General features: G+C 37.2%; 17 protein-coding genes and 1 pseudogene. 4 read left to right on the top strand and 14 right to left on the bottom strand.

The window, feature by feature from the left end:
• Window positions 1-3: 3 nt before the first annotated feature.
• On the bottom strand, window positions 4-1,464 hold the full coding sequence (gene betB, locus C9J42_RS08620; protein ID WP_107208502.1) for a betaine-aldehyde dehydrogenase: 1,461 nt from the start codon (window positions 1,462-1,464) through the stop codon (window positions 4-6).
• 16 nt (window positions 1,465-1,480) lie between these two features.
• Entirely contained in the window at window positions 1,481-2,077 is a 597-nt protein-coding gene (gene betI / locus C9J42_RS08615) for a transcriptional regulator BetI (RefSeq protein WP_107208501.1), read from the bottom strand.
• 365 nt (window positions 2,078-2,442) lie between these two features.
• On the opposite strand from betI, the gene C9J42_RS08610 reads away from it, so the two are divergent.
• A complete protein-coding gene (locus C9J42_RS08610) occupies window positions 2,443-4,470 on the top strand; it encodes a hybrid sensor histidine kinase/response regulator (protein WP_107208500.1) in 2,028 nt (675 codons plus the stop codon).
• Between the two features lie 62 nt (window positions 4,471-4,532).
• On the opposite strand, the pseudogene cqsA reads toward C9J42_RS08610, so the two are convergent.
• Window positions 4,533-5,703: pseudogene (gene cqsA / locus C9J42_RS08605) on the bottom strand (alpha-hydroxyketone-type quorum-sensing autoinducer synthase).
• 210 nt (window positions 5,704-5,913) lie between these two features.
• Between cqsA and C9J42_RS08600 the strand changes: the two are divergent.
• Window positions 5,914-6,564 (top strand): HAD family phosphatase, encoded by a 651-nt coding sequence (locus tag C9J42_RS08600; RefSeq protein WP_107301900.1) that lies wholly within the window; start codon window positions 5,914-5,916, stop codon window positions 6,562-6,564.
• Window positions 6,565-6,632: 68 nt separating this feature from the next.
• Here the strand turns inward: C9J42_RS08600 and C9J42_RS08595 are convergent, their stop codons facing one another.
• Window positions 6,633-7,622: a glutathione S-transferase family protein gene (locus tag C9J42_RS08595; RefSeq protein WP_107208497.1), complete on the bottom strand. Its 990-nt coding sequence runs from the start codon at window positions 7,620-7,622 to the stop codon at window positions 6,633-6,635.
• A 263-nt stretch (window positions 7,623-7,885) separates the two neighbouring features.
• On the opposite strand from C9J42_RS08595, the gene C9J42_RS08590 reads away from it, so the two are divergent.
• Window positions 7,886-8,629, top strand: coding sequence for a sporulation protein (locus tag C9J42_RS08590; protein ID WP_107301899.1), 744 nt, complete (start codon window positions 7,886-7,888; stop codon window positions 8,627-8,629).
• A gap of 484 nt (window positions 8,630-9,113) precedes the next feature.
• Window positions 9,114-9,863: a LemA family protein gene (locus C9J42_RS08585; protein ID WP_107208495.1), complete on the top strand. Its 750-nt coding sequence runs from the start codon at window positions 9,114-9,116 to the stop codon at window positions 9,861-9,863.
• A 122-nt stretch (window positions 9,864-9,985) separates the two neighbouring features.
• Here C9J42_RS08585 and C9J42_RS08580 read toward each other — a convergent pair whose 3' ends face one another.
• From C9J42_RS08580 to phhA, 10 genes are all read right to left on the bottom strand, one after another.
• Entirely contained in the window at window positions 9,986-10,555 is a 570-nt protein-coding gene (locus C9J42_RS08580) for an NAD(P)H-dependent oxidoreductase (protein ID WP_107301898.1), read from the bottom strand.
• A gap of 52 nt (window positions 10,556-10,607) precedes the next feature.
• Window positions 10,608-10,958, bottom strand: a complete 351-nt coding sequence (locus tag C9J42_RS08575; protein ID WP_107262223.1) for a MerR family transcriptional regulator — start codon at window positions 10,956-10,958, stop codon at window positions 10,608-10,610.
• 304 nt (window positions 10,959-11,262) lie between these two features.
• Window positions 11,263-18,300, bottom strand: coding sequence for a glycosyl hydrolase family 18 protein (locus C9J42_RS21615; RefSeq protein WP_199189322.1), 7,038 nt, complete (start codon window positions 18,298-18,300; stop codon window positions 11,263-11,265).
• Between the two features lie 672 nt (window positions 18,301-18,972).
• Window positions 18,973-19,323: a MerR family transcriptional regulator gene (locus tag C9J42_RS08560; RefSeq protein WP_107287899.1), complete on the bottom strand. Its 351-nt coding sequence runs from the start codon at window positions 19,321-19,323 to the stop codon at window positions 18,973-18,975.
• A 42-nt stretch (window positions 19,324-19,365) separates the two neighbouring features.
• A complete protein-coding gene (locus tag C9J42_RS08555) occupies window positions 19,366-19,770 on the bottom strand; it encodes a GFA family protein (protein ID WP_107261409.1) in 405 nt (134 codons plus the stop codon).
• A gap of 137 nt (window positions 19,771-19,907) precedes the next feature.
• Window positions 19,908-20,480, bottom strand: a complete 573-nt coding sequence (locus tag C9J42_RS08550) for a membrane integrity-associated transporter subunit PqiC (protein ID WP_107206969.1) — start codon at window positions 20,478-20,480, stop codon at window positions 19,908-19,910.
• Window positions 20,480-22,123: an intermembrane transport protein PqiB gene (gene pqiB / locus C9J42_RS08545; RefSeq protein WP_107247937.1), complete on the bottom strand. Its 1,644-nt coding sequence runs from the start codon at window positions 22,121-22,123 to the stop codon at window positions 20,480-20,482. The genes C9J42_RS08550 and pqiB overlap by 1 nt, the downstream gene beginning before the upstream one ends.
• A gap of 30 nt (window positions 22,124-22,153) precedes the next feature.
• On the bottom strand, window positions 22,154-23,491 hold the full coding sequence (locus C9J42_RS08540) for a paraquat-inducible protein A (RefSeq protein WP_107206967.1): 1,338 nt from the start codon (window positions 23,489-23,491) through the stop codon (window positions 22,154-22,156).
• A 280-nt stretch (window positions 23,492-23,771) separates the two neighbouring features.
• Window positions 23,772-24,113, bottom strand: coding sequence for a 4a-hydroxytetrahydrobiopterin dehydratase (locus tag C9J42_RS08535; protein ID WP_107206966.1), 342 nt, complete (start codon window positions 24,111-24,113; stop codon window positions 23,772-23,774).
• A gap of 13 nt (window positions 24,114-24,126) precedes the next feature.
• Window positions 24,127-24,927 carry a phenylalanine 4-monooxygenase gene (gene phhA / locus C9J42_RS08530; protein WP_107206965.1) on the bottom strand — a complete coding sequence of 267 codons (801 nt, stop codon included), beginning with the start codon at window positions 24,925-24,927 and terminating at the stop codon, window positions 24,127-24,129.
• Between the last annotated feature and the right edge of the window lie 185 nt (window positions 24,928-25,112).

The raw sequence follows: 25,112 nt of genomic DNA, 5'->3' as shown, positions 1-25,112 counted from the left end.
CCGTTAAGCATAAGGACTTTGGTAATCGCCCAATTCAATAAGTACACTTTTGGTTTGGGTATAATGTTGTAAAGTTTCTATTCCGTTTTCGCGTCCAATCCCTGATTGCTTATAACCACCCACAGGCATTTGCGCAGGAGAATCCCCCCATGTATTAACCCAACAGATCCCTGCTTGTAATTGATGGATAACACGGTGGGCTTTCGCTAAGTTTTGGGTAAACACACCCGCAGCTAAACCATAGTGAGTATTATTGGCGCGAGCGATAACATCGGTTTCATCGCTAAACTTAATTACCGACATCACAGGCCCAAAAATTTCATTTTGAACATGAGACATCGATTCATCACAATCAATAAAAACGGTAGGTTGAACGAAATTACCTTGTGCTAACCCATTATCAGTACATTGGTATCCGCCAGTCAGCAAGGTGGCACCACTTTGTTTAGCGGCATCAATGGCTGATAACACTTTTGATAAATGTGATGTTGAAATCAATGCGCCAATTTGAGTCTCCATATTCATAGGATCACCAACGATTAATAACTCAGTTCGACGCTTAAGTTGCTCTATAAAGGTGTCATAAATAGCCTCATGAACATAAACACGTGTGCCATGTGTACATACTTCACCTTGGGTATAGAAGTTAGCCACCATTGCCGCAGAAACAGCATGATCGACATTAGTGTCATCAAAAATGATCATTGGCGATTTGCCACCTAATTCCATCGTGACCGACTTTAAGGTTTGAGCACTATCAGCCATTACCGCTTTACCTGTGCCGGTTTCACCTGTAAATGACACTTTAGCGATCTCAGGGTGTGCCGTTAGCATCTGCCCTACTCGGTAATCACCTTGTACAACGTTAAATACGCCATCAGGTAGACCTGCTTCAGTAAAAATCTCAGCAAGTTTTAGAACCGAAAGCGGTGTTTCTTCTGATGGCTTGAAAATCATGGCATTACCGGCTGCAAGCGCTGGCGCTGATTTCCACATCGCAATTTGGATCGGATAATTCCACGCACCAATACCTGCACAAATGCCCAATGGTTCTCGACGCGTATAAAAGAACTGATTTTCACTTAAAGGTTGCTGCTCACCTTGAAGCCCAGGTGCTAACCCGGCAAAGTACTCAATAACATCCGCACCCGTTTCTATATCAACCGCTATCGCTTCTTGTAACGGTTTACCAGTATCTGTGACTTCCAATACCGCTAATTCATCATTGCGTTCTCGCAGTAACGCAACAGCACGTAATAAAATACGGCTACGTTCAGTTGGCGTCATAGCCGACCATGTAGCAAAGCCTTTTTTAGCAGCACTAATGGCTAACTCAAGATCCGCTTGAGAAGCTTGTCCAATGGTTGCTATCGGTTGACCATTAGCTGGATTAAACGTTGTAAATTGAATATCAGAAGATGCAGCAACATAGTTACCATCGATATATAGTGATTTCATATCCATTTGAAACTCTTAGAATTTATAATTTTGAATAAAAAGACAATTGCTTTTCTAAATAATCATTAATGATCATGCGTGCATTACTCGCATCAATACCTCTAGGGTTTAATGTCCCGCGCAACCAAATACCATCAATTAATGAAGCGATACCATGGGCAACTAATTCAGCTTGAGAAGATGGTAATAACCCTTTAAGTTCAATCTTTAAATGCGATAGCAAACGTTTTTCATTAACTTGCTGTAGGCGACCCAACTGTGCGTCATGCATAGCGTAAGACCAAAATGCTAACCATGTTTTCGCTACTTTATTTTCAGCTTGATAACCATCAAAATTGCTCATGATAATGGCATTAATTCGAGCTTGATGATCATTGCGGGGGATTTGGCTTAATGATGTTGTAACACTCATTGACAAACGACGTAAAATTTCACGCATGGTCTCTTCTAATAAACCATGCTTACCACCAAAATAGTGATTGATAATACCCGTTGACACCCCAGCCTCTTTACTGATCAAAGAGATACTTGCTGCATGTAAGCCAACTCGTTCAATCACTGCCATCGTGGCATTTACAAGCTGTGGTTTACGAATATCAGGCATTCCAACCTTTGGCATAATGCTCCCATTTATTTTTATTGAACGATCAATTAAGTATAAATGTGACATATTTTTTACATTAAATCAAAATAAAACCAAAATCACAGTTTAAAAAACCATCAAAACAAAGAAAATCGCTAGATTATCAACACAATATCGAATGTAACAAAATATTAACAGTGAGTGTATAAATTAAAAAGTGATACATACTAGTCGAATAACCGAGACATATTACGAGCAATTATTAAACGTTAAGAAATGATATGTAACGAGAGAAATGAAATATTAGTAAGGTGAGCTCTATAGCATAAACTCAATTTGTTTTTTTTATTTAGTTATTTTGGTTTATAGTATTCAAGCTAATAACTAGAAGTTCATAGACAATGAGTATAAAAAATAGAATTAATAATGTTTACCGTTACTTTGAGCCTAATTTAATCATTATAGGCTATCTTGGTAGCATTGGTTTTCCACTATACTTCTTTGTTTGGCATTATCTTTTTCCTCAACCTTATGAGAACTTTTTACTCAGGTTATTTTGTGGCAGTTTGTTTATCCCATTCATTTTAAAAGATCATCTTCCTTATTGGTTTTTACGTTATAAGGCGATTCATTTCATTGCTACAATCACCATAGGACTGCCTTTCTTTTTCAGCTTTATGCTGATTATGAATGATTGGTCTATCCCTTGGGTCATGTCTTTCATGGCTGCACTATTTTTATCAATATTATTGATTTACGATGCTTATATTATCAGCGTAATCTCCATTATTGGTATATCATTAGGCGCATTATTTTCTTATGGCTTCCATCCGATAAACAGTGATAATTTTCATTGGGGCTATATTGCAGTTATTAGTTTTTCATATGTGACAGGTATTGCTTCACATTATAGAAATCACATTCATTACGAAGATCAATTACTTTTTGCTCGTAGCTTTAGTGCCGGTATTGCCCATGAGATGAGAAACCCTTTTAGTTCTCTTTACTCTTCCATGGAACTCATGCTTGATATTCTTCGCCAAAAAAATGATAACCAAAAAGATAATGCTAATGAGCTAAAATCTATCATTAGAAGTAATATGACTGTTATTAATAATAGTAATGAAACAATTAACTTACTATTAAGCTCTATTAATGAACACGCTATTTCAAAAAATACATTTCAAGAATATTCTATTGTTAATATTATTAAAAGCTCTGTAGAAAGCTATGGCTATCAATCTTCACAAGATAGAAGTTTAGTTTCAGTTAATTTCAATAAAGACACAAATTATTTTGGTAGTGATATTTTATTTCGTTATGTCATTTTCAATCTTATGAAAAATGCATTTTATTACAAAGAAAAGAATAATTTCAGTATTGATATTAATATCGATATTAATAAAAACAATAATATTATAAAAATAAGAGACACAGGTATTGGTATTCCAAAGAATAATCTTGATGCTATTTTTGATGATTTCTTTACACATGGTAAAAAAAATAGCTCAGGTTTAGGTTTGCCTTTTTGTAAAAAAGTGATCACAGCATTTGGTGGGGTAATCAGCTGTCAATCCAAGTTAGGTGAATGGACTGAGTTCACTATACTTTTACCTAAAATCGATTCAAAATCAGTCAATAAGCTAAAGTATGAGTTAATGTCTAAAAAACGCCTATTATACATAGGTGATAACAACAGTGATGTTTTTGAACTTCAGAAAAACTCCTTTTCTCATGGCTACAATTTTAACACGACTAGCCCATTTAAATTAATTGACATGTCTCTTGATCAAGTAGATATGATTATTGTTAATCTGGATAGTTACACTGAACATGATTATTACTTCTCTAAGTTACAAGATAAACTCGCATTATTAACAACGAAAGTCTTGTATTTATACCGTGAACCTAAAGCAATAAATTTAATATTAAATGAAAAAATTAACTACAAACTAATCAATGCTAGTAAAATTGAGAATGATTTCACTGATCATATCTGTCGATTCTTTTTTATTCACTTTAATAATCCAAAAAGTACACCACGATCTACAACAGAGACAAAAAGTATTCTACTTGTAGACGATAATATGTCATTACGCATGTATACAGGAATACTCCTGCAACGCAGTGGCTTTCATGTTATTCATGCCGAGAATGGTATTAATGCACTAAAAAGTCTTGAGCTAAGTCAAGTAGATCTTATTATGATAGATTTAGAAATGCCTTTAATGGGAGGCTTAGAAGCAACAAAACAAATTCGTTCAAATAAAAGATATGAATCACATAAAAATACCCCCATTATTTGTTTCTCAGCCTCACTTGATGAAAAACAACAGCAAGAGCTTAGCAAAGTCGGTATGAATGGATTTATTTTCAAACCTGCAACTAAAGAGCAAATATTTTCCAGTATTGAGCGCTTTATTAACTAGAATACACTTACCCACTATCGTTTACGTAAACGTAAAGCAATAATGGGTAAGAATTTATTCTATTACTTTAACGATAGCTCCTCTCGCATCTCTCGACACACAGTAAGTAACGTCGATATTTGTTCGTCACTCACATCACTATTTAAAGAAAAGCGGATCACATTTTTATTTTTAGGGGTCGCTGGTGAGCAGAACACAGAACCAAATACATCTCGAGATTCTAAATAATCACGGATCACTTCTGTATCTTCATCATTACCACTTTCAAGTGCAATAATTTGTGACTGGCTCTTAATCTTATAACCAAGATTAACTAAACCACTACGTAATTTCTCAGACTGAATAAACAGCTGGTTACGCTTATCGTCTGCATCTTTAATGACATCCAATGTCGCTTTTAAGATTTCTAGCTCATGATTTAACAGTGCTGAACTGAAAATGGCAGGATATGCCGTAAATGGGAACGATTTCGCTACATCTTTACTGCATAAAATCGCTCCTGCTCGGTAAGCGAAGGCTTTTGCTAAACTCGCCGTTAAGAAATCAACTTGATCGGTTAAGCCTAATTCAGCGACTAATCCTGAACCATTTTTACCGTGTGTGCCCAGCGAGTGAGATTCATCTACCAATAAGGCGCAACCATAACGATTAGCTATTTCAACTAAATCATGCAATGGTGCAACTGTACCGATTGTACTGTACACCGAATCAACCATGATTAACCCAGGACCTTCACGTTTAATTTGCTTTTCAAGATGACGCATATTGTTATGCAGAAATGTTTGAATATTTCCCTCTGCACGTTTTGCTCCATCCCATAACGACATATGAGCAAAGAAATCGATATAGATCGGTGTACCTTTAGGGATCAGAGTTTGAATTAATCCGACATTTGCCGCCCAGCCCGACTGGGACAGCACACATTTTTCAAAACCTGTTAACGCAGCTAATTGTTCTTCAAATGTATCGCCACTTTCAGCTTGATGCTGGAAGACCGCAGACATCACTACTTCATGTTTATGATCTGTGATGGCTTTTAAGTGCTTCTGACGAATATATTCATGCCCTGTGATGGCGAGATAATCATTACTTTGTAATGTAATTGAAGTATCGGAGGGAATTTTACCTAATACTAAGTGCTTTTTATTTTTTCGGGAGTAAATATCTGCCTCTAGATGAGCATCAATTTTTTTTTATAAAGTTTGGAAGTGATTTTACGTTAATATTTTTCATTTTTATTACTCTTACTTTTGTTAATAGGAGTAACAATATTAACAATAATACTTTCCTCATTCTAAATATTAATATTATTAATCATTTTTTTCATAAAAAATTAACATTAATCTCACTAACTAATTTGTTTAAATTTACAAATAGTCATATTTAAATAACTGCATTTTATCTGTAAAATATCACTTCTTTATTTATAAATTAGTTAATAATATGATATACAACGCTGCTATTTTCGACATGGATGGTTTATTACTCGATACAGAGCGTGTCTGTATGGATATATTTAAACAAACCTGTCAGGACTTTAACCTTCCCTACCTTGAACAGACCTACTTAAATATCATTGGACGCAATGAGGCTGGCGTTGAAGATCTATTACGAGTCAGTTATGGCGAAACCATGGACTACCCTGTATTTCGCAAGCAATGGAAACAGGCTTACTTAAACATTGTTGAAAATGAAGCTATTCCTGTAAAAGATGGTGTTATTGATCTACTTAATTGGTTACAAACACAGAATATACCTATGGTTGTAGCAACCTCCACCAATCGGCAATTAGCATTAAAAAAATTAGCCATGGCTGGTTTAAGTGGCTATTTTTCAGCGGTGACAGCTGGTGATGAAGTGACAAATGGCAAACCTGATCCTGAGATTTACTTACTCGCAGCAAAGCGTTTAAACGTTAACCCTAGTATGTGTATTGCTTTTGAAGATTCAAATAATGGTGTTAAAGCTGCAGTTTCAGCTGGTATTCAAACTTTTCAGATAATTGATTTAGTGCAGCCCAGTGAAGAGGTAAAAGCATTAGGTCATGGAATATATACATCAATGAATGAAGTACTTACAAAGCTTAAACAGTAACTCATCACAGATAAAGATAAGGGCTATCACCATCCAACTGCGATGCCCTTTTCTTATATTGACTATACCTATAATTCAGCACCCAATTTTTCGCGACAATGTGGCTCAGAAAAGTCTAATACAGGCCCTTTAGGAATGATACGCGTAGGGTTAATGGTTTCATGGCTGCCATAGTAATGGGCTTTGATATAATCAATATTCACCGTGTCCGCAATACCGGGAACTTGGTATAAATCGCGTAAATATCCCCAAATGTTTGGGTAGTCGACCAAGCGTTTAAGATTACATTTAAAGTGTCCTACGTATACTGCATCAAATCGTACTAACGTGGTAAATAAACGCCAGTCAGCTTCTGTTATTTTATCGCCAAGTAAGTATCGATTTTCCGTTAAACGCGCTTCAATCGTATCTAACGCATTAAACAGTGTTACAACGGCTTCGTCATAGGCTTCTTGAGTTGTAGCAAAGCCAGCACGGTATACACCATTATTTATATTTACATAGACAAAATCATTTAAGGCATCAATTTCTGTTTGTAGTGCTTCTGGGTAAAAATCATTGCTATTTGCGCCAACATCATCAAAAGCACTATTGAACATACGAATAATTTCGGCTGATTCATTTGTTACTATGGTTTGATTTTGTTTATCCCACAGCACAGGTACCGTAACTCGCCCTGTATAATGAGGATCTGCATGGGTATAAATTTGATGCATAAACTCAGCATTAATGATGGGATCGACAACTACATCATCACCTAATGCAAAATTCCACCCGTCCTCGCCCATGAAAGCATTAACTACAGACATTGAAATCAAGGGCTCTAACCCTTTTAATTTACGATAAATAATCGCTCGATGCGCCCAAGGGCAAGCAAGGGAAACGTATAAGTGATAACGATGAGGTTCAGCTTTAAAGCCCGCTTCTCCAGAAGGCCCCGCTTGGCCATCTTTCGTTACCCAATGACGAAAGCTTGAAGCTTTTCGTTCAAACTTGCCTCCCGTCGATTTAGTGTCGTACCAATCAGTGTGCCATTTCCCATCCACTAATAATCCCATACTTCCCTCTCATCAATGTTCTTTCTTATTAATCAACCTAATACATAGACGCCTATTTTCAAACTTTAACGATTCACTTAGCGTGATTGATCAACCTGATTGGCGTGCTGCTCTATTTGTTTACAAAACATTGAGCTATATAACAATAATAAATAGTTAAAATAATTACTTACGTCTTTATCGCACCTTGAAGTTACATCGCAGGGTATTGTTGTAATAATTTGCTCACATCGCGCATTTAAAAATACATACAAAGGCAGATTATGTTTAAAAAATTAAAAGCCTCATTAGGTATTGGCTCTGCAAAAGTAGACACTATTTTGCATAATCCTTCACTTTATCAGGGAGATATATTACAAGGAAATGTGCATATTAAAGGTGGAGGTATAGAACAAGTCATTGATGCTATTTCATTAAAGCTTTGTACTGAAATGAAAGTAGAACTAGAAAATGGCCACAGCTATCAAACCTTTGTGTTAGGAACGATAAAAGTTAATCAACCTTTTACGATTCATGCCAGTGAGGAGAAGTCGCTGCCTTTTGAATTTAAACTGCATGATGAAACACCTATCACCCAACTTAACACTCAAAATAACCAATCGAAAGTATGGTTAGAAACAACGTTAGATATTGATTTCGCTATCGATCCTTCTGATCGTGATTTTATCGAGGTAAAACCTCTCCCAGCTATCGCTAGTGTCATTGCGAGCATTGAGAATGCAGGCTTTAATTTAATCAAAGCTGATGTGGAAAAAGGTTTTCTACAAGGCGGACACTTTGCTTCACAATCGGGCTGTTATCAAGAAATCGAATTTCGAAATAGCGGATTTTTTAACAGCAAAGAAATTGAATTATCTTTTATTTTAGATGGCGCTGTCATTCACTGTCTTGCTGAAATTGATCGTTCTATGTCTACCCGAGGCGATCAATACACCTCATTCAGTATAAGTAGAAATGCATCCCCCTCCGATATTAGTTATCAATTAGATACGCTGTTAAGAATGTAGTTTAAGTATGATGTAGGAAAGTACAAGCTGCCTTGTTATCAAAGGGGATGTTTAAGAAGTTGAGGTTATCTTTAACGTCAGCGACTCATTAAAATATTTAATTTATCGTTATCCCCTTTAATTCCTAAGCGAGTTTATAACCTGCTGCTTGATATATTACGTGGTTAACATGAAAGTGATGTATCTAGTTGGCAAGTAATGCGACGAAGTACACGACTATAACTATCAATTATCGCAGGAGGTTTAGCTTATGAATTGATATAGATAATATAGTGTTAAAATTGATATTCTTAACGGCATGATAGCGCTGTATTCATGATAAATACTTCAATGTGAAAGGTATATTTGCAGTCATTGAAATTGTACGATTTCATTCGGCCCTGTATAACGGTTATTTCAGATAACGTCAAAACCGTACCTAAACCAAACGTTAAGAATATAAGTTAACAACATCATTATTTATATAAATCATTAGAGGTGTTACATGGGTATAAGTACTATTTTGATCATAGCTTTGGCTGTCATTATTATTTGGTCAATTAAAACATACAATAAATTACAGTCTGGTAAACAATCAATAATTGAACAAGCGTCAAATATGCAAGTATCCTTACAAAAACGCAGAGATCTTGCGTCCAGAGTTTTAGATATCGCTCAAGGTTTTGGTGATCACGAAAAATTAACTCATTTAAAAATATCATCGAACCAAGATGCTAGCACAGAGAGCTTAGCCGCTCTCTCTCAAAGTTTTCCTGAATTAAAAGCAAATGAAACCTATATACAGTTAATGAAACAACTCGAAGAGTTAGAAAATAATATTTCAGATAAACGAGAATCTTATAATGGAATAGTTAAAGTATATAACAGCTATCGTTCTAGCTTTCCTACAATGCTTGTTGCAAATAAACTAAGTTTTGAACCAGCACCATATTATGATGCTGCAAATGAAGATTCATTAAGTCAACTGGCAACATTTACTCGTGATGATGCAGCAGCTGTTAAAAACCTCATTAATGCATCGTCAAAATCTATTAAGAAATCAGCAAATAGTTTAAAAGATACTGCATCAAATAAAATTGAAGGCGCAATAAACTCTGAAATAGTAAAATCAGCGGTTGCCCAAGGCGATATTGCTATGGGAAAAGCCGTTGAAGTCGTCAAATCAAAAGCTGGAGAGATTAACTCTCCAACTGAAAACCGTAATGAGAAAACAAAAGTTTCAGAAGATAAATAATCAAATCCATTTCTTCTATATTGTAGAGTTGGTCGCATGACTAACTCTACAATCTTCGTTGACGACGCCAATAACAGCATTGTCTATTTAGCATTAGCTCTTATTATAATTAGTGCATTACGCTACTTTTTAGAAAGCTGAGCTACCCGCTGATTCCATTTTGATTTTTTATCTTCCGTCGCATTAATTATTGGGCCAATATAGGTCTTAGATACTTTTTCAAAGCCACTAAAACCTAAAATAGTGCGCTTCATTTGCTTGTAAATAGGATCGCCATAAATCCAACGATAATAAAATGGTGGCGAGTCCATTGTAACTATCAGCTCGGCCGTTCTCCCTTTTAATAATCGCTGTGGTGTTAAGTTTTTAGCTTCAAATTTAAACGCAAAATTGGGAAGAAATGTTCGATCAATTAACCCTTTTAATTTTGCAGGCATTCCTCCCCACCACAGAGGAAAAATAAATACCACGTGATCTGCCCATAGAAGTGATGATTGGAAATGCTGTAGATCTGGCTCTAGCGGTTGTACTGCTTCATAACCACTCACTAAATTGATATCAAAATCCATCATACTTAAATTTAACAGCCTGACATCATTCTTCTCGCTAGCTATGATATAGCTCTGCGCTAGTTCATGACAATAACTCTTAGCCTTTGGGTTTCCATTAATAACTAATACTTTCTTGCACATAGATGCCTCTCCCTTTTTGAGCTCAGCTTACACCTTGCCCTATAGGGAAGAGTCAATTAGTTTCTAAACACTTTTTAATATTGTCTTGATACGTATGGATCATCGATTGCTGCTGGTGCAATAGGTTAATTTGTTCTTCAATTGCTTTACTTTTCTGATCAAGAAATGTGCTTACAACATCCCAACTTAGTACTGTTTTATCTCCTAGCAGCCGCTTAAATTCAGCAAGACTAACCCCGATAGATTGTGCATCTTTAATCAAAATAACGGTTCTAACATGGTTATCATCATAAATACGATAGCTCCCTTTTCTTACTACTGTTCCCAACAAGCCTAACAATTCATATAAGCGTATAGCTTTGGCAGATGCTCCTGTTAATTTAGACACTTCACCGATATACATCACTGATCTCCTTATTAATTGTCTTCCTTGTCTATCTATATATACCCTATTTAACAGGGCCTTTCTCAAACAGCATTAAGTTATCGGTTATGTTATTCCATGGTGCTTTAGATGGCATAAAAATGAAAAAATGAATAGCTAGGCTCTCGGCTAAAGAGCCTAAACAAAGTTGATAGCTAAATTAATGAAATTTGTATAGTTATTTTTCCACCTAAACAAACAACTTAGTATTGAAAGTTATAGATGAAGTATCACATTAGTCTGCTAAATATAAATTTCAATAAAATATCATCTTGATACGTTATTATTTTGGATCAAGACCAAGTGCTTTGAGTACTTTAATAAAGTTATCACGACGACCTTGTATTTCATGCACTTCACCCGTTTCACAATGATCGGCGGGACATCCCCTATTTACAATGCCAGATACAGCATCAATGAAGTTATTTCCAACAAGGCCATCATCGACATATTTTTTCAACTCATCGTAATAATTCCAACTTTCATATGGACCGCCTGGATTGCTATAGGCTTGAACGGATGTCATCCAGAAAAATAAACCCGCTATCCATTTCAATTCAGGATATTCTTCAGTTGTACATATTAATTGAGGGTTAGAGCAAAGGTCTAATTTTGCATATATTGGATCACCTGGAGGCGCCATAACGACAGTATCGCCTTCGATAGTAGTGCCAAATGTACTTGGGTCAACATGGCTTCTACCTAAAAAGTGATTCAAGGTACCAAAATTTCTGCGACCTGTTGTTTGGATGACGCCTCTTCCCCACCAAGCGCACCCCTCAACAGATGTATCAGAACTGCCATCCCATACGAATTTACCATCTTTCTGGCCTACATATACATTGCATGAATCACGCTCCCATGCTTGTTTGGTATGATCGATTTCAACTGGTGGTGAGTCACACCAAGAATTTGACAAATCCCATCGACCAACAGAGCCATTTACTAATAAGCCTGCAGCCTCGAGAACAGAATCAGGTGCGGCAAATATAGGACTAGGTGCGCCATACCACTTAGCGTGAGTCGTTGCTGTAACTTCTATTTTAGGTGTTCGTGGACAAGAATAAGGATGATCAAGATTCGTATTTTTATCAACACCGTAGTCAGCATATTTTTGTCCTAACTGACCACATGATGCACTCATGGGATAATCAACAGGAGCACCGTATTTTATTTGAGCCCAATTATTTTCATCACAAGCATCATATTGTATGGTTTCTTGCATAGATTGTGCTAAAAATGCAGCAATTGCGACTTTGGCATATTGAATATTTTTCTCATCTATTGCATCAATATCAGTCAGCCAAAATTTAGTACCAGAGACACCAATGTTATGCATTGTATGAAGAGCAGTTAAAAAGTCATCCCATTTGTATACATTTGAAGGCTCCCAACCGTTATTCGGCGTCTCGTAAAGAAGAACTTGATTGTTCATTTTCGTTGTAACGCTTATTAATTCGTCATTTAACGAAGTAATATTTGTTAATGTGCTATCCGAAATTGACATACCACCTCCCGAATTGTAGAGAGGCAATTTATTTTGTAAGTAAGATTCTATTTTATTCTGCAAAGCCATATCTACAGTATCAAACTGAATCGAAAATATATTATGGTATGCTGCGTGTCGAAGCTTTCTATCTGCTGAAGTCAAACCTAAAAAGTAATTACCAGCTTGGTTACTTGGTATCGAAGCTAGCATAGCAGGGACATTCAGAGTATCTGTGACTTGTTTAATAAATCGAAGAGCATTATCCCACTGGTCGTTATCTAATGCTGGAGTCATTGATGATTTACTAAATACAACAAAATGAGCAGAGTACTCACCACTATAAAGTTCGTAATCTGTAAGCAAATTAACTACCGGTAATGAAGCCATGTTCCAAACTGAACGATAACCACCAGAGTGTTGATCATAGGCAAAATCACCAATTATCACCTGCCACCCAATATTTGCATCAGGAAGTAATTGACTAATTAGTAAATTATGTGCTTTAAGTAAACCTTTGACATCATCTGATAATGAATTTAGTAATGAGCTATCTAAAGGAATATTATTTACTGCAATAGCGTTAGTCAGAGCTAAATTTACAGGAATATTATCTAATGTTGAAAGTTCGTCCTGATAATTCATATCAAACATATCACTGGAAAGCAAAATAGTAATATTGCTTTCTTCATTAAGTAATAATTGTTCAGCCAAAGATTTAAAATGATCGGTTAAGTGATTACTATCTGTAAGTTGGTTTAAAACTGGTAATTCGAATCTAACAGTACTTGGTATATTTTCTGAAAGATTTAAATTTGGTGCCGATATAGAAAGATAATTTGGCCAATGTCGCATGTTAAGATCAATAGGATCTTTGGGGTTTGGCATTTTTAGAGAAGTTTGTGACGAGGGCTCTACGCCGTCACATCGTAAATGTAATGTCCATGATTCATCACTACCTGGTATTGTGTTTGTCCACCATGATGCTTTGTAAGCAATATCATCATAAACTACGATATCTCCACCATCAGCATGATCATTTGCAGGCCAGTTCGGGTAAATATTGAAAGATTGACACAGTGCATTTGTAGGAGTGTTCAAATCATTATCATCACTTACGTCTCCATTGTCTATACTATCTGAATCATCAACGCCATCACCTACACCTGCAGTGTCTGTACCATCTGAATCATCAACGCCATCACCTACACCTGCAGTGTCTGTACCATCTGAATCATCAACGCCATCACCTACATCTGCAGTGTCTGTACCATCTGAATCACCAACGGCATCACCATCACCTACAGTCTCTGTATCTTTTGAGTCATCATTAACAATAGGGCTATCGCCATCCTCCAAAATAACTACATCAGGATATTTGTCCTTAACACACTTTTCGTACCCACCTATATCAAACGTTGTGTAAGCTGTTTGATAGTTAACTAATTTACATTTATATGGGCTTGACCAATCTTGCTCCCAATAAATAGGAACAGAGCCGGAACCACCGGTAACATCAGAGAATTGAGCCATATTTTTACAACCAAGCACCTCATCGGCTGGAGTTGTCACTGATAAGTAATTAGCAAATTCGTTATAATAATTTATACGATTTTGAGCTCTCGCATCTTCGTTACCAGAGCCGCATTCAAGCCCACCATTTATTATGTGAATGGTCATACCGAAACCGTTATTTAAACCTGCATCGATATCAGCTTGATTAGGTGTCCAAGAGCCATCAATGACACTCAACATTGATGGTTTAGGTGGCTGTGGATACACATAAAAAAAGATAGCGGAAGCGATATTAAGCCATGTATCAGCAACCATCTCTGGATTATTAAGCAATATAGACACATCACCGTACATCGCGTTAGAGAAAGGTCCGTAGTTATAGTTGTAACTTAATTGTTTAGCCCCACGACCAAAATAGGACTTGTAGTCACCGTTTTCAAACTTACCACACGGCCACACTCGACTGGCAAAATCGCTAGAAACATCACAATTGCCGTTGTATCCATCTCGTGAGGTTTCAGTCCATCCCATCTCTCGAACGTAGTGCAAGCCTTGTTTCCATGTATCACCATCATATTCAGAGTTTTTACCGGTTTCCTGCACAAAATGAGCAAACATAGTTGCGAGTGACTTACGACAAATAGCGTCGCTATCACGTCCATCGGTGTAGGTATCACACAATGCAGGGAACTTAGCGACAGCCTTTAAGAAGTTAGTATAAGAGTATTCAGGCGCAGCGTGAGAAAACAATTCATCCCAATTACTTTGATTAAACATGCTTTCAACACGCTTGACGTTATCAGGGTTAGTTGTATTTAGTGGGGAGACTGCCTCAACAATAGTATTATCCCGTGTTCTGAGTAGGCTTTTAGCAGCATTAATACTTTCTTTGTATGCACTTTCTGCATTCGTTTGATGTTGATTGAGCTCTGAACGATAAATAATGTGAGAATCAGGAACCACATTTTGATCTAGATCTGGTGCTGGAGTTGTATCTGTTCCAGTTCCAATGTCTACGATTATACCATCCACTACACGAACAGTTTGCCCTGGCGAAGGAAGGCTAACGGCTGCATTGAGGATAGTAGCAATGCTACTACCTGAACCACTACCAGATGAGAAATTATTGAGTCCACTATAAAGCTCTGCACACAAATTCTCTTCGTCATCTTTAAATGGAATACCGCAGGCGGAGTAGGTTATCGCACGCTCAGATGGCACATCACCATTAAGGCCAAATCCATCTTGCATTGCGGTAACAATGCGACCATCATCTTGCTCAATAGTCCAAACGAAAGCGCCCGCTAACCCCAAAACATCAGCCAACTTCGCTTTCATATAGGCGGTTCGTGGCGTGTCTATCGAAATGTAATCGCCAGTGACTTTATTGAAATATACATCAGCGTGAGCTTCAAAATCGCTATAAAGTGCAAAATCGCCACGCCCCTGTAGATCTTCACCAACTACATTGCGCCAAAGATCGTAGCCTTCCACTACTCCACTTTCAAACGTACCTGACGATGGTGATGTAGAGGTTTTCGTCCCGCCAAGCGCACCTTGCTGATTGATGGTTAAATCAAGAGATTTAAAACCTCGACCGTAATTGGCAATCCCCATCAATAAACGATCACGCTTAAAACCGGCTTGCTCAAATAACTTGATAGCGGCATTGACACTCCACCGTGTATCATCGTCATTAGGTATTCCCCCTGTTAGTGAAGAGGACGGCATCACACTCGTTTGATGACCAATTTTATCATCCCATGCGCCGAAGTAGTCGTAATTCATCATATAAATGTAATCAAGACAGCCTTGGTCATAAATGGTTTTATAATATGCGCCGATATGATCAATATATGTTTTCGTTGCCCCTACCGCACTAGATACTTCAATGTCATCACCAAGGCCTGCCTTCACAGCACAGACCAAGTCCTTAAAATATTGACCATCATTTGATGTGAATTTACCCGAAGCACCACCATGACCAGGAAATTCCCAGTCGATATCAAAACCAGTAAAGCCATATTTATCTTGTAATTCTTTTAATGAATTAACGAAGGTTGCAATATGTACCGGATTGGCTGCCATGCGATGGAATGGCTCTGACATAGTCCAGCCACCAATACTGGCTGAGATGCTAATGTTAGGGACTCGTTTTTTAATGTAATCGAGCTGTTCAATAATCCCCTTACTAAAACCATCAACATAAGGGTTACCCTTTTGGCGAGAACTGACGCTTAAACCAAAGTCTGCCCATGGATCTAAAAAGACCACCTCAAAATCTTTTTTACCTTCCGCGGCACACTGCGCTCGAATTTTTCCAGAAAGCGAACCTTGATCACCACAAATAGCTAAAAATGCAAAAACCAGTTTGTTATAGGGAAAGGTATCATCTTTTAGTAAGCGTTCAACGTCAAAACCACGACCATATACACTCCAATCAGATAGATAACCTGCAACGACTTTACCTTTAAAATCACTCGGTGAAGTAAACGTCATATTCTTTGGAGTTTTACTTTGAGTCACACCACTGCCTTTCACCAACGCAGCAGGAATATCTGTGGGTGTATTGTCGACCACAATAGACTCGTTACCTGAATCGACAGTCTCATTATCATCAATGATAACTGCAGGGGTTATACCAACACTATTAATATTAGAAAGATCTTCTACACTGGTTGCATTTTCGTTAGCTATCAACTGACAAGGGTAATTAGTGCTATCAAGCGTTAAAGTACAGCTATCACTCGATATTGCGCCATAAGTGCCCTTACCTTGAACACTGGCACCAATTGAATTTTCAATATTAGGAGTCAAAACGCCATTCCAGCTTTTGTTGTTAACATTGATAAACGATTGTCCACCCACCGTTTGTAATCCCCCTCCGTGTGACCACATGCTAATATCATTCACATCAGCTGGCTTTAAAAACGTCAAAGTCCAAGAAGAGGTCGCCACTGGCGATATGAATTTGATCACACCATTAAACCCCGTTGACCAAGGTGAGCCAGATTTTTCTAAGGTAATGTCGATAACTGTATTTTGGTCATCGACAATTGGTTCTCGGCCAAGATTTGCCCCACTCTCGTTAACGTCATCGGTGATATCACCATCTTCAACAACTTCTTCACTATCGACACTAATCACAAAAGAACTGCCACCAACGTAAGTTGATAATGTGTCATCGTATTTGATGATGCAGCTATCATTTTCATAGCGGCAGCGGGTTAAGTCATTTACCTCCGATGCAATGCCTTTACCATTAAAACCAATGACTCGGTGTTCATCTTTTTGCAAAGGCTGGGCGTAATGAGGGATCGTAAACGTGTATTTGGTTTTATTATTATCTATTTTTTTCTCTTGAAGCTCAGCGCCCCAAGCACCGCTCATGCTCAGCTTTTCTGAAATCATCGTTATGGATTTATTTGCCACATCTAAAGGGGTGTCGGTAAGGTTTATCAATTTGATCTTACCGCTGTATCCAGCCCATGAATCACCTGGCTGGCCCCAAGAAGCATCATATGAAAAGAGTACCACCACAGGGCCGGCTTCTTTAATACTTGCTGTAAAGTCAAAATCGGCGGTTGGGCTAGTTTTCAATTCATCAAGAGCAAAGCCCGCCTGTGTTAGTTTATCTATTAATGTCTCATTAATAGTAAATTCAGTTTCAACCCCTAGCTCGATCACTTTCTCTTTGACTTTATCACTTGCAAAATCAACAGCACAATTTGAATCATTACAATCAAACGTGACTGCTTCAATTAGTTCATCATGACCACTTGATTCTACAAAGAAATCACCAAACAACAGAGAGTCAATATCAAGCGAAGAGCCTAACGCCTCTGCAACAGGATTGAGTATGGCTACAACACTACTGGCAACTTGATCGTACTCTCGCCTCATAGAAGCTAAATCTAATGCTGTTTCACTTTTAAGCAGGCTTTTTGCGATGAGATTGGTGAAAGGCGTTATCTTTACTGATTTATCAAAGTCTTGCCCAAAAATAATTGACTCGATAACAACAGTATCAGGTGATTCTAAATCTTTAACTTGTGCAAGGAACACTCTTGAACTCGTATCCGTCGACATTGGGATTGAAACTTCAAACTTACTCGACTCATCTAGCGTTATTGTTTCTAATAATTTCGGTTGAGAGCTATTAGTTGGATCGAGTTCAAACAAATCCAAAGAATGTCCTTTTAAACCAGCACCAACTGCCGCAGTACCAGAGACGGTTGCTTTACCTGATTGAGTTGCATCTGTTCCTGTATCAATAACTGAGGCGCTATTGTCATCAATTCCTGTGTCTATAACTGACACGCTATTGTTATCAGTTACTGTATCTGTAACGCTATTGTCATTATTACAAGCAGTTATAAAAAATACCAATATGAATATATTAAGAGAAATATACTGTTTCATGAGCCACTCACGTCATATTTCAGAATAAAGAAATAATATTCTTATTGATAGTATACTCACACTATTAGATGAAATGTGAAAATCTCGGAAATATAAACACATATTCGCAACATTTTTACTAAGATCTTTTGTTTTTAACAGCTCTATGAAAGTAGTGATATCACTATTTTAGCCAATTACAACTACATCAATATAATGGCGGATTAATATCTAATAAGTCTGACAACCATATTGGTAAACCTCTAAAATAAGACCAGTATTTATTGACTACTACACTTATTTTTGGCTGAATTTTTGATTATATTTCTTGGTATAAAAAATAAAATATAGAAAATAATTACATCGTCTAAAATAATAAGTTCATGGTGTTAGAATGCTAATACACTACTTCATTGCTTCGATCACGTATAACTATGTATTTATGTTCATTTAGAATTAGTTACATGTCTAACACTACAATCTTCGTTTACTCCCCCTAGAATATAATTTTCTATTTACTATTGAAGCTTAATACACATAAATATCTCTCCCTTTTTAAGCTCAGTTTACACCTTGCCCTGTAGGGAAGAGTCAATTAGTTTCTAAACACTTATTAATATTGTCTTGGTATGTTTTGATCATCGATTGCTGCTGGTGCAATAGGTTAATTTGTTCTTCAATTGCTCTACTTTTCTGATCAAGAAATGTGCTTACAACATCCCAACTTAGCACTGTTTTATCTCCTAGCAGCCTCTTAAATTCAGCAAGACTAACCCCGATAGATTGTGCATCTTTAATCAAAATAACGGTTCTAACATGGTTATCATCATAAATCCGATAACTCCCCTTTCTTACTACTGTTCCCAACAAACCTAACGATTCATATAAGCGTATGGCTTTGGCTGATGCCCCTGTTAATTTAGACACTTCACCGATATACATCAGTTACCTCCTTGTTAATTGTCTTCCTTGTCTATCTATACGCTATTTAACAGGGCCTTTCTCAAACTGTATTAAGTTATCGGTTATGTCATTCCATGGTGCTTTAGATGCCGTGAAAACATGAAAACTCGGCTTATGCGTTGGAATATCATCTAAAATCCCTAAACGAATATTATGCTTGCCTGTTTTTAGTTTCTTTGAAAACAAACTTGAACCACAGATTCGACAAAAAGCGAGTTCCGTTTCTTCACTTTTTTGAAATATCGACACCGCATCTTCACCTGTTTTAAAGCGAAATTTCTCTGAGCTTAATCCTCCCACCGATGAGTAATCTGACCCCGTAAATTTACGACATTCAGAACAATGACAATTCCCCATATACTCAAAATCATCAGGCACTTCTATCTGCACCTTGCCACATAAACAGGAACCATTTAGTTTTTTCATTTCATCTTTCTCTCTAAAATCAAAGACAAAACCCTAGTATTTAAATAAGCCAATTACAATAATGAATCTCATATTCTTAAAAATAAAAAAGCCGACGTATTTAACGTCGGCTTAATATTTACTCTACTGTTCAAAAACTACTTGATAGAGCGTGCTAACTGAGTCGTTAACTCATCCACACCTTTAGACAGTGCTTCCACTTGCGCTGAATAACCATCTTTTGCTAAAGGTACACGGAATGAAAATGGATGTACGGTTTGTAAATCGCCATTACCATTAATCAATAACCATTCACCTGCCACTTCAGCAACACCGCTATAAACACCATTAAACTGGTTAATACGCACTTGTAAGCGTGGTATACCTGCAGTAGACAATGTTGGTGTTAGCTGTGTTGCCCAAAACTTAGTTTGTTTTTGGCGTAAATCAAATGTGATTCGACGCGTTAACTGCGTACTCAGTGATTCACCCCAAAGGTTTTGCTGCGCTTCAACAATTTCAGTGGGGCTGGTTTGATACACTAAACCAGTACCAGCAAGATGTGCCGCAACTTCAACAGGGCGCACAATTAACAATGATTTATTACTAATGTTATGTGCCGTATTCGCACTGGTTGGCATCGGTAACATATATGTTTTTAATGCCGGTTCTGTTGAGCTACATCCTGTTCCAGCAAGCGCTACCGCTGCAATTAATAACCACTTTTTCATTATTTACGGCCTCCAACTGGAATAGGATCTTTCGCTTTCTCATCACCAAACACTAATGAATTTGGCTTCTCATTTAATTGACGAAGTACGGGTTGTAGTTCCGTCATCACTTGCTCAAATTGTACAAGTGCACCTTGTAAATTTTGGTACGCTGCTGCATTTGGGCTAAAGCCATTTAAGGTGTTTTGGATCTCTTTCAAACTCGCTTTAATATCAGACGGTAATGTCTGAGTATCTTTTTGCTTAAGAATACGATCAAGATCTTGTGTAACACGCGCTGCTGAATTCATTGTTTTCTCAGATGCCTTTAAAGTCGCAGTCATTGAATTCAATGTATCTTCTACAGGAAGTTTATTAAATTTATTGAGTAAATTAGTTAACTGCTTCTGCACTTCAGCAAGATCGCCCGCTTTAGTTGGAAAGACTTCGTAACCATCATATTTAGCCAGTTTTTCAGGTTTCTCGCCTTTGTACACATCAGTGCCAATATATAGCGCACCTGTTAATAAATTACCGGTTTTCAATGTTGCACGAAGTCCGTTCTTAAACTCTTTTTCAAGATTTACACGCAGATTATCCAATGTACCTTCATCTGAATGGTTATATACTCGACCTAAATCGATACGTACCAGTACAGGGATTTGTTCGCTTGTAAAACCTTCTTCACTGTTTGGTAAACGCAATGGCACTTTCTGTACCGTACCAATTTGAATACCACGGTATTCAATCGGTGCTCCCGCTTTCAAACCACGAATGGATTCTTTAAATAACATGACAAAGTTTAAGTACTTATCGTACATTTTCTCGTGATAATCTTGCTCACTATCGAATAAACGGTAATGTTTTAATTGTTTATTCTGAGCCATACCTTGATCATCAGATGGTGTTTGGAATGTGACACCACCAGTAATTAACGATTCCAATGATCCAATCTTGACGTTAAAACCTTCAGCACTCATTTGTACATTCATACCAGATTGCATAATGAACTTACTGGTTGTGCGTACTAGTCGATTATAAGGTTCAAAGATAAACAATTGGTAATTAGCTAGTTTACTATTGATATCAAAGCTCGTTTTCTCAACGCGACCAACAGTAAAGCCATCATATAATACTGGGTCACCAACACTCAATTTACCGGCTTCATGACTTGTCAGTACAACACGTAATCCTTTCGCATCCGCAGGTGCAACAGGGGGGACTTCTAGCGCTTTAAAATGATATTTATCATCTTTACCTTGGCCTGGTTGCATTTCAATATACGCACCAGAAAGAAGCGTATCTAAACCAGACACTCCTTCTTTGCCAATTCGTGGCTTAACAACCCAGAACTTAGTATCGTTTTTCAACATACGCTCTGTATCATTATCCATCTGTGCGGTCACTGTTATATAGCTATAGTCTTTACTTAGCTGAACTTTGGTGACAACACCGACTTTCACATTTAGAGATTTAATCGCGGTTTTACCCACTTCAATACCAGAGGCATTAGGAAGGCGAATCGTTATTTCAGGCCCTTTACTATTAAGATATTGAACAAACATCCAAATACCAATAGCCAAAGCCACAACAGGAATGATCCAAATTGCAGATACTTGCTTCAGGTTTTGTACTTTAGCCTCATTTGGCTGGTTATCACTCATTTTCTGTTTCTCGTTAATACTGGCTAGTGACTACTGATTAGATTCAGTAGTGTTTAACTCTGAACCATAATTAATTTTATTTTTTTCACCCCAAAACACCCGAGGATCGAAACTCATTGCCGATAACATGGTAAATACCACTACTGTTGCAAAGCAGATTGCAGCAGGTCCTGGTGAAATAGCCATCAAGTTTTTCAACTGCACAAGTGCAACTAATATCGCGACAACAAAAATATCAACCATAGACCATCGACCGATAAATTCTGTCATACGATAGATTTTCAAACGTTTTACAGACTCTCGTGTTGAGTCATTCGGCTTTTTACCTGCACAGTAATAAAGCCACGCTAAGGCAAACATTTTTGCCATAGGAATGAAGATACTGGCAATAAAAATCACCACCGCGATTGGCCAAGACCCCATTTTCCATAACATCACCACACCACCCATGATAGTGGAACCTTCGGTTTGTCCTAGGCTTACGGTATACATCATAGGATACAAATTTGCTGGAATATAAAAAATAATCGAAGCGATTAAATAAGCCCATGAATACTGTAATGAATGTGATGGATTAAAACCATGAAGCTTGCTTTCACAACGAATACATTTGGCATGATGGCTATTAGGCAGAGGATTTATTTGGTTACAAACATGGCATCCCACATGATTATTTGATAAATGTGTGTCGCCATCATGTACCCCCTCTATGTGTTTCATGACAAAAAACTGATCCCACAACCATGTTCGATCAACTAATGAAACACATTTTACAACCAAAACGCTGTAAATACAGAATGCCCAGAATGAGTATCCCATTCCAATATGCGCTAACGCTGAAATTTTGACCAAACTGACTAATACGCCAATGAGAAATACATCTACCATTAGCCAAGGCTGAATTTTAAATAATATTCGGCACAACAGCTTTATAGTTTCAGGGTTACCGCGTACATACCCAATTCGTTTAACATGCGCTGCACGGTAATAGAGATACATGACTAATATGATGTAGACCGCAGGAAAAACCAATACGGTTAACATCAACAGTAATGCAAGGAAGCTATTCTCAAAATGCTGTAATGTTTCTGCGGCATTCAGCAGCATGATTTGTTGCCCCATTCCATTCACGCTAAATGAAAGAAAAGGGAAAGAAAGGCTGAGTACCAACATAATCAAACATGCAAGACCGTACGCTAAAGGGCGATGAAATGGCATGATGATTCTTTTCGCTAAGGTATGTCCACAGCGAGGACAGTCCGCCTTTTGTCCATCTTTGATATCTGGGATATCGACTACCAATCCGCATTCTTCGCAAGCGATCATCAATTCTGATGGAGTTTGTTGCTGTGGCGTTTGTGTTGTCATTGTTAATTTCTTTCTATCGCTATTCTTACTGCAATCGTACCAGACTGTTGAATACATTTAATAAATGTTAAAACAGCGAGACACAGTAAAAGTAGTGTTGCTTAGACAAAACCTAAACATACTAAATATAAACAGGCGCGTATTGTCTTCCTTCATTGCATTTAGAGCAAGAAACTTTAAGTTAGAAAAACAAATAAAGCCTTATTTTTAATGCAAATTCCGATTTAAAACATCGTATTATAACAAGAAAACAAATGATATACGCACGATTTATGCGGATTTAACTCAAATACAATTTTTCAGTGTTCTTTGCACAGATAACATCATTTAAATGAATCCCCTTAATGTCGTGAGTCCACCATGTTACTGTTACTTTTCCCCACTCTAAAACAAGCGTCGGATGATGAAATTCTTCTTCTGCTAATTGCGACACTTTATTGCTAAATTCCCACGCTTGTTTGTAATTACTGAATTTAAATGTACGAGTTATACGATTTACACCGTTAGGATTAATAATTTGCCATTCTGGTAATGTCGCCATGTATTCAGCTAAAATATCATCACTTAATTTTGGTGAGCCTGAATGGCATGCTTCACATTTCAATTTATCTAAACTCGTCATTAATCGTTTCCTTTTAGCTAAAGGTGGCAGCGCGTAATCCTTTTCGCTGTGCTTCTGCTACCAACCCGAAAATATCTTGGTTAGTCACTTGGTAAAGTTGCTCCATACTTTGCAATACAAAATATTTAGGCTGTAGTATGTCAATTCTATATGGCGTTCTCATTACCTCTATAGGATCAAAAGCAACACGTTGCGGTATGGTACTGACCGTCGCGTAATGTGTTTCTTGTGGCGATGATAAAATACCACCACCATAAACTTGGTATTTACCATTTTGATTTAGTAAACCAAATTCAACCGTAAACCAGTATAGTCTAGCTAAATAAACTCTTTCCTCATGCGTCGCTTTTACACCGAGTTTTCCATAAAAATGCGTAAATTGTGCAAAATATGGGTTGGTTAGCATTGCGCAATGTCCAAATACTTCATGAAAAAAATCAGGCTCTTGCAAATAATCTATATCAGCCTTAGTACGAATAAAGGTGGCAACAGGAAATTGCTTGCGTGCGAGTAAAGAAAAGAAATGATCAAAACTAATTAAGGCAGGTACAGCAACGCATTGCCAACCTGTGGTATCGAGTAATACTCGATTTATTTCTTTTAGTTGAGGGATATGATCGTGAGGTAAATCTAATTCAGCTAAACCCGCTATATACTCATCGCATGCCTTGCCTTGCACACAATGAAGTTGGCGAGTTATAAGATGATGCCAAATAGCATTTTCTTCTTCATTCCAAGTAATAACCCCATTACGATCTACAGGCTTTGAGACATAACAATGCTTTGTCGGATTACTACTCTGTTTCTTTTGCATAATAGCCTCCGTTTATAGACTAACCACCAACCGACACTATTATTTTTATTATTAACTCTATAAATATTAGAAGTGATCCTTATTATCAGCCATTTTTATCACTAAAAAACAGGCTTTAATGCCTAATTTGACTAACACTTAATCTGATTAATGATGCAAAAAATGTAAACAAGAATGAACATCTT

This window comes from Photobacterium sp. GB-56 (assembly GCF_003026105.1).
Classification (GTDB): domain Bacteria; phylum Pseudomonadota; class Gammaproteobacteria; order Enterobacterales; family Vibrionaceae; genus Photobacterium.
Note: the sequence above shows the minus strand (reverse complement) of the source record. Positions and strands in the feature narration are given on the sequence as shown.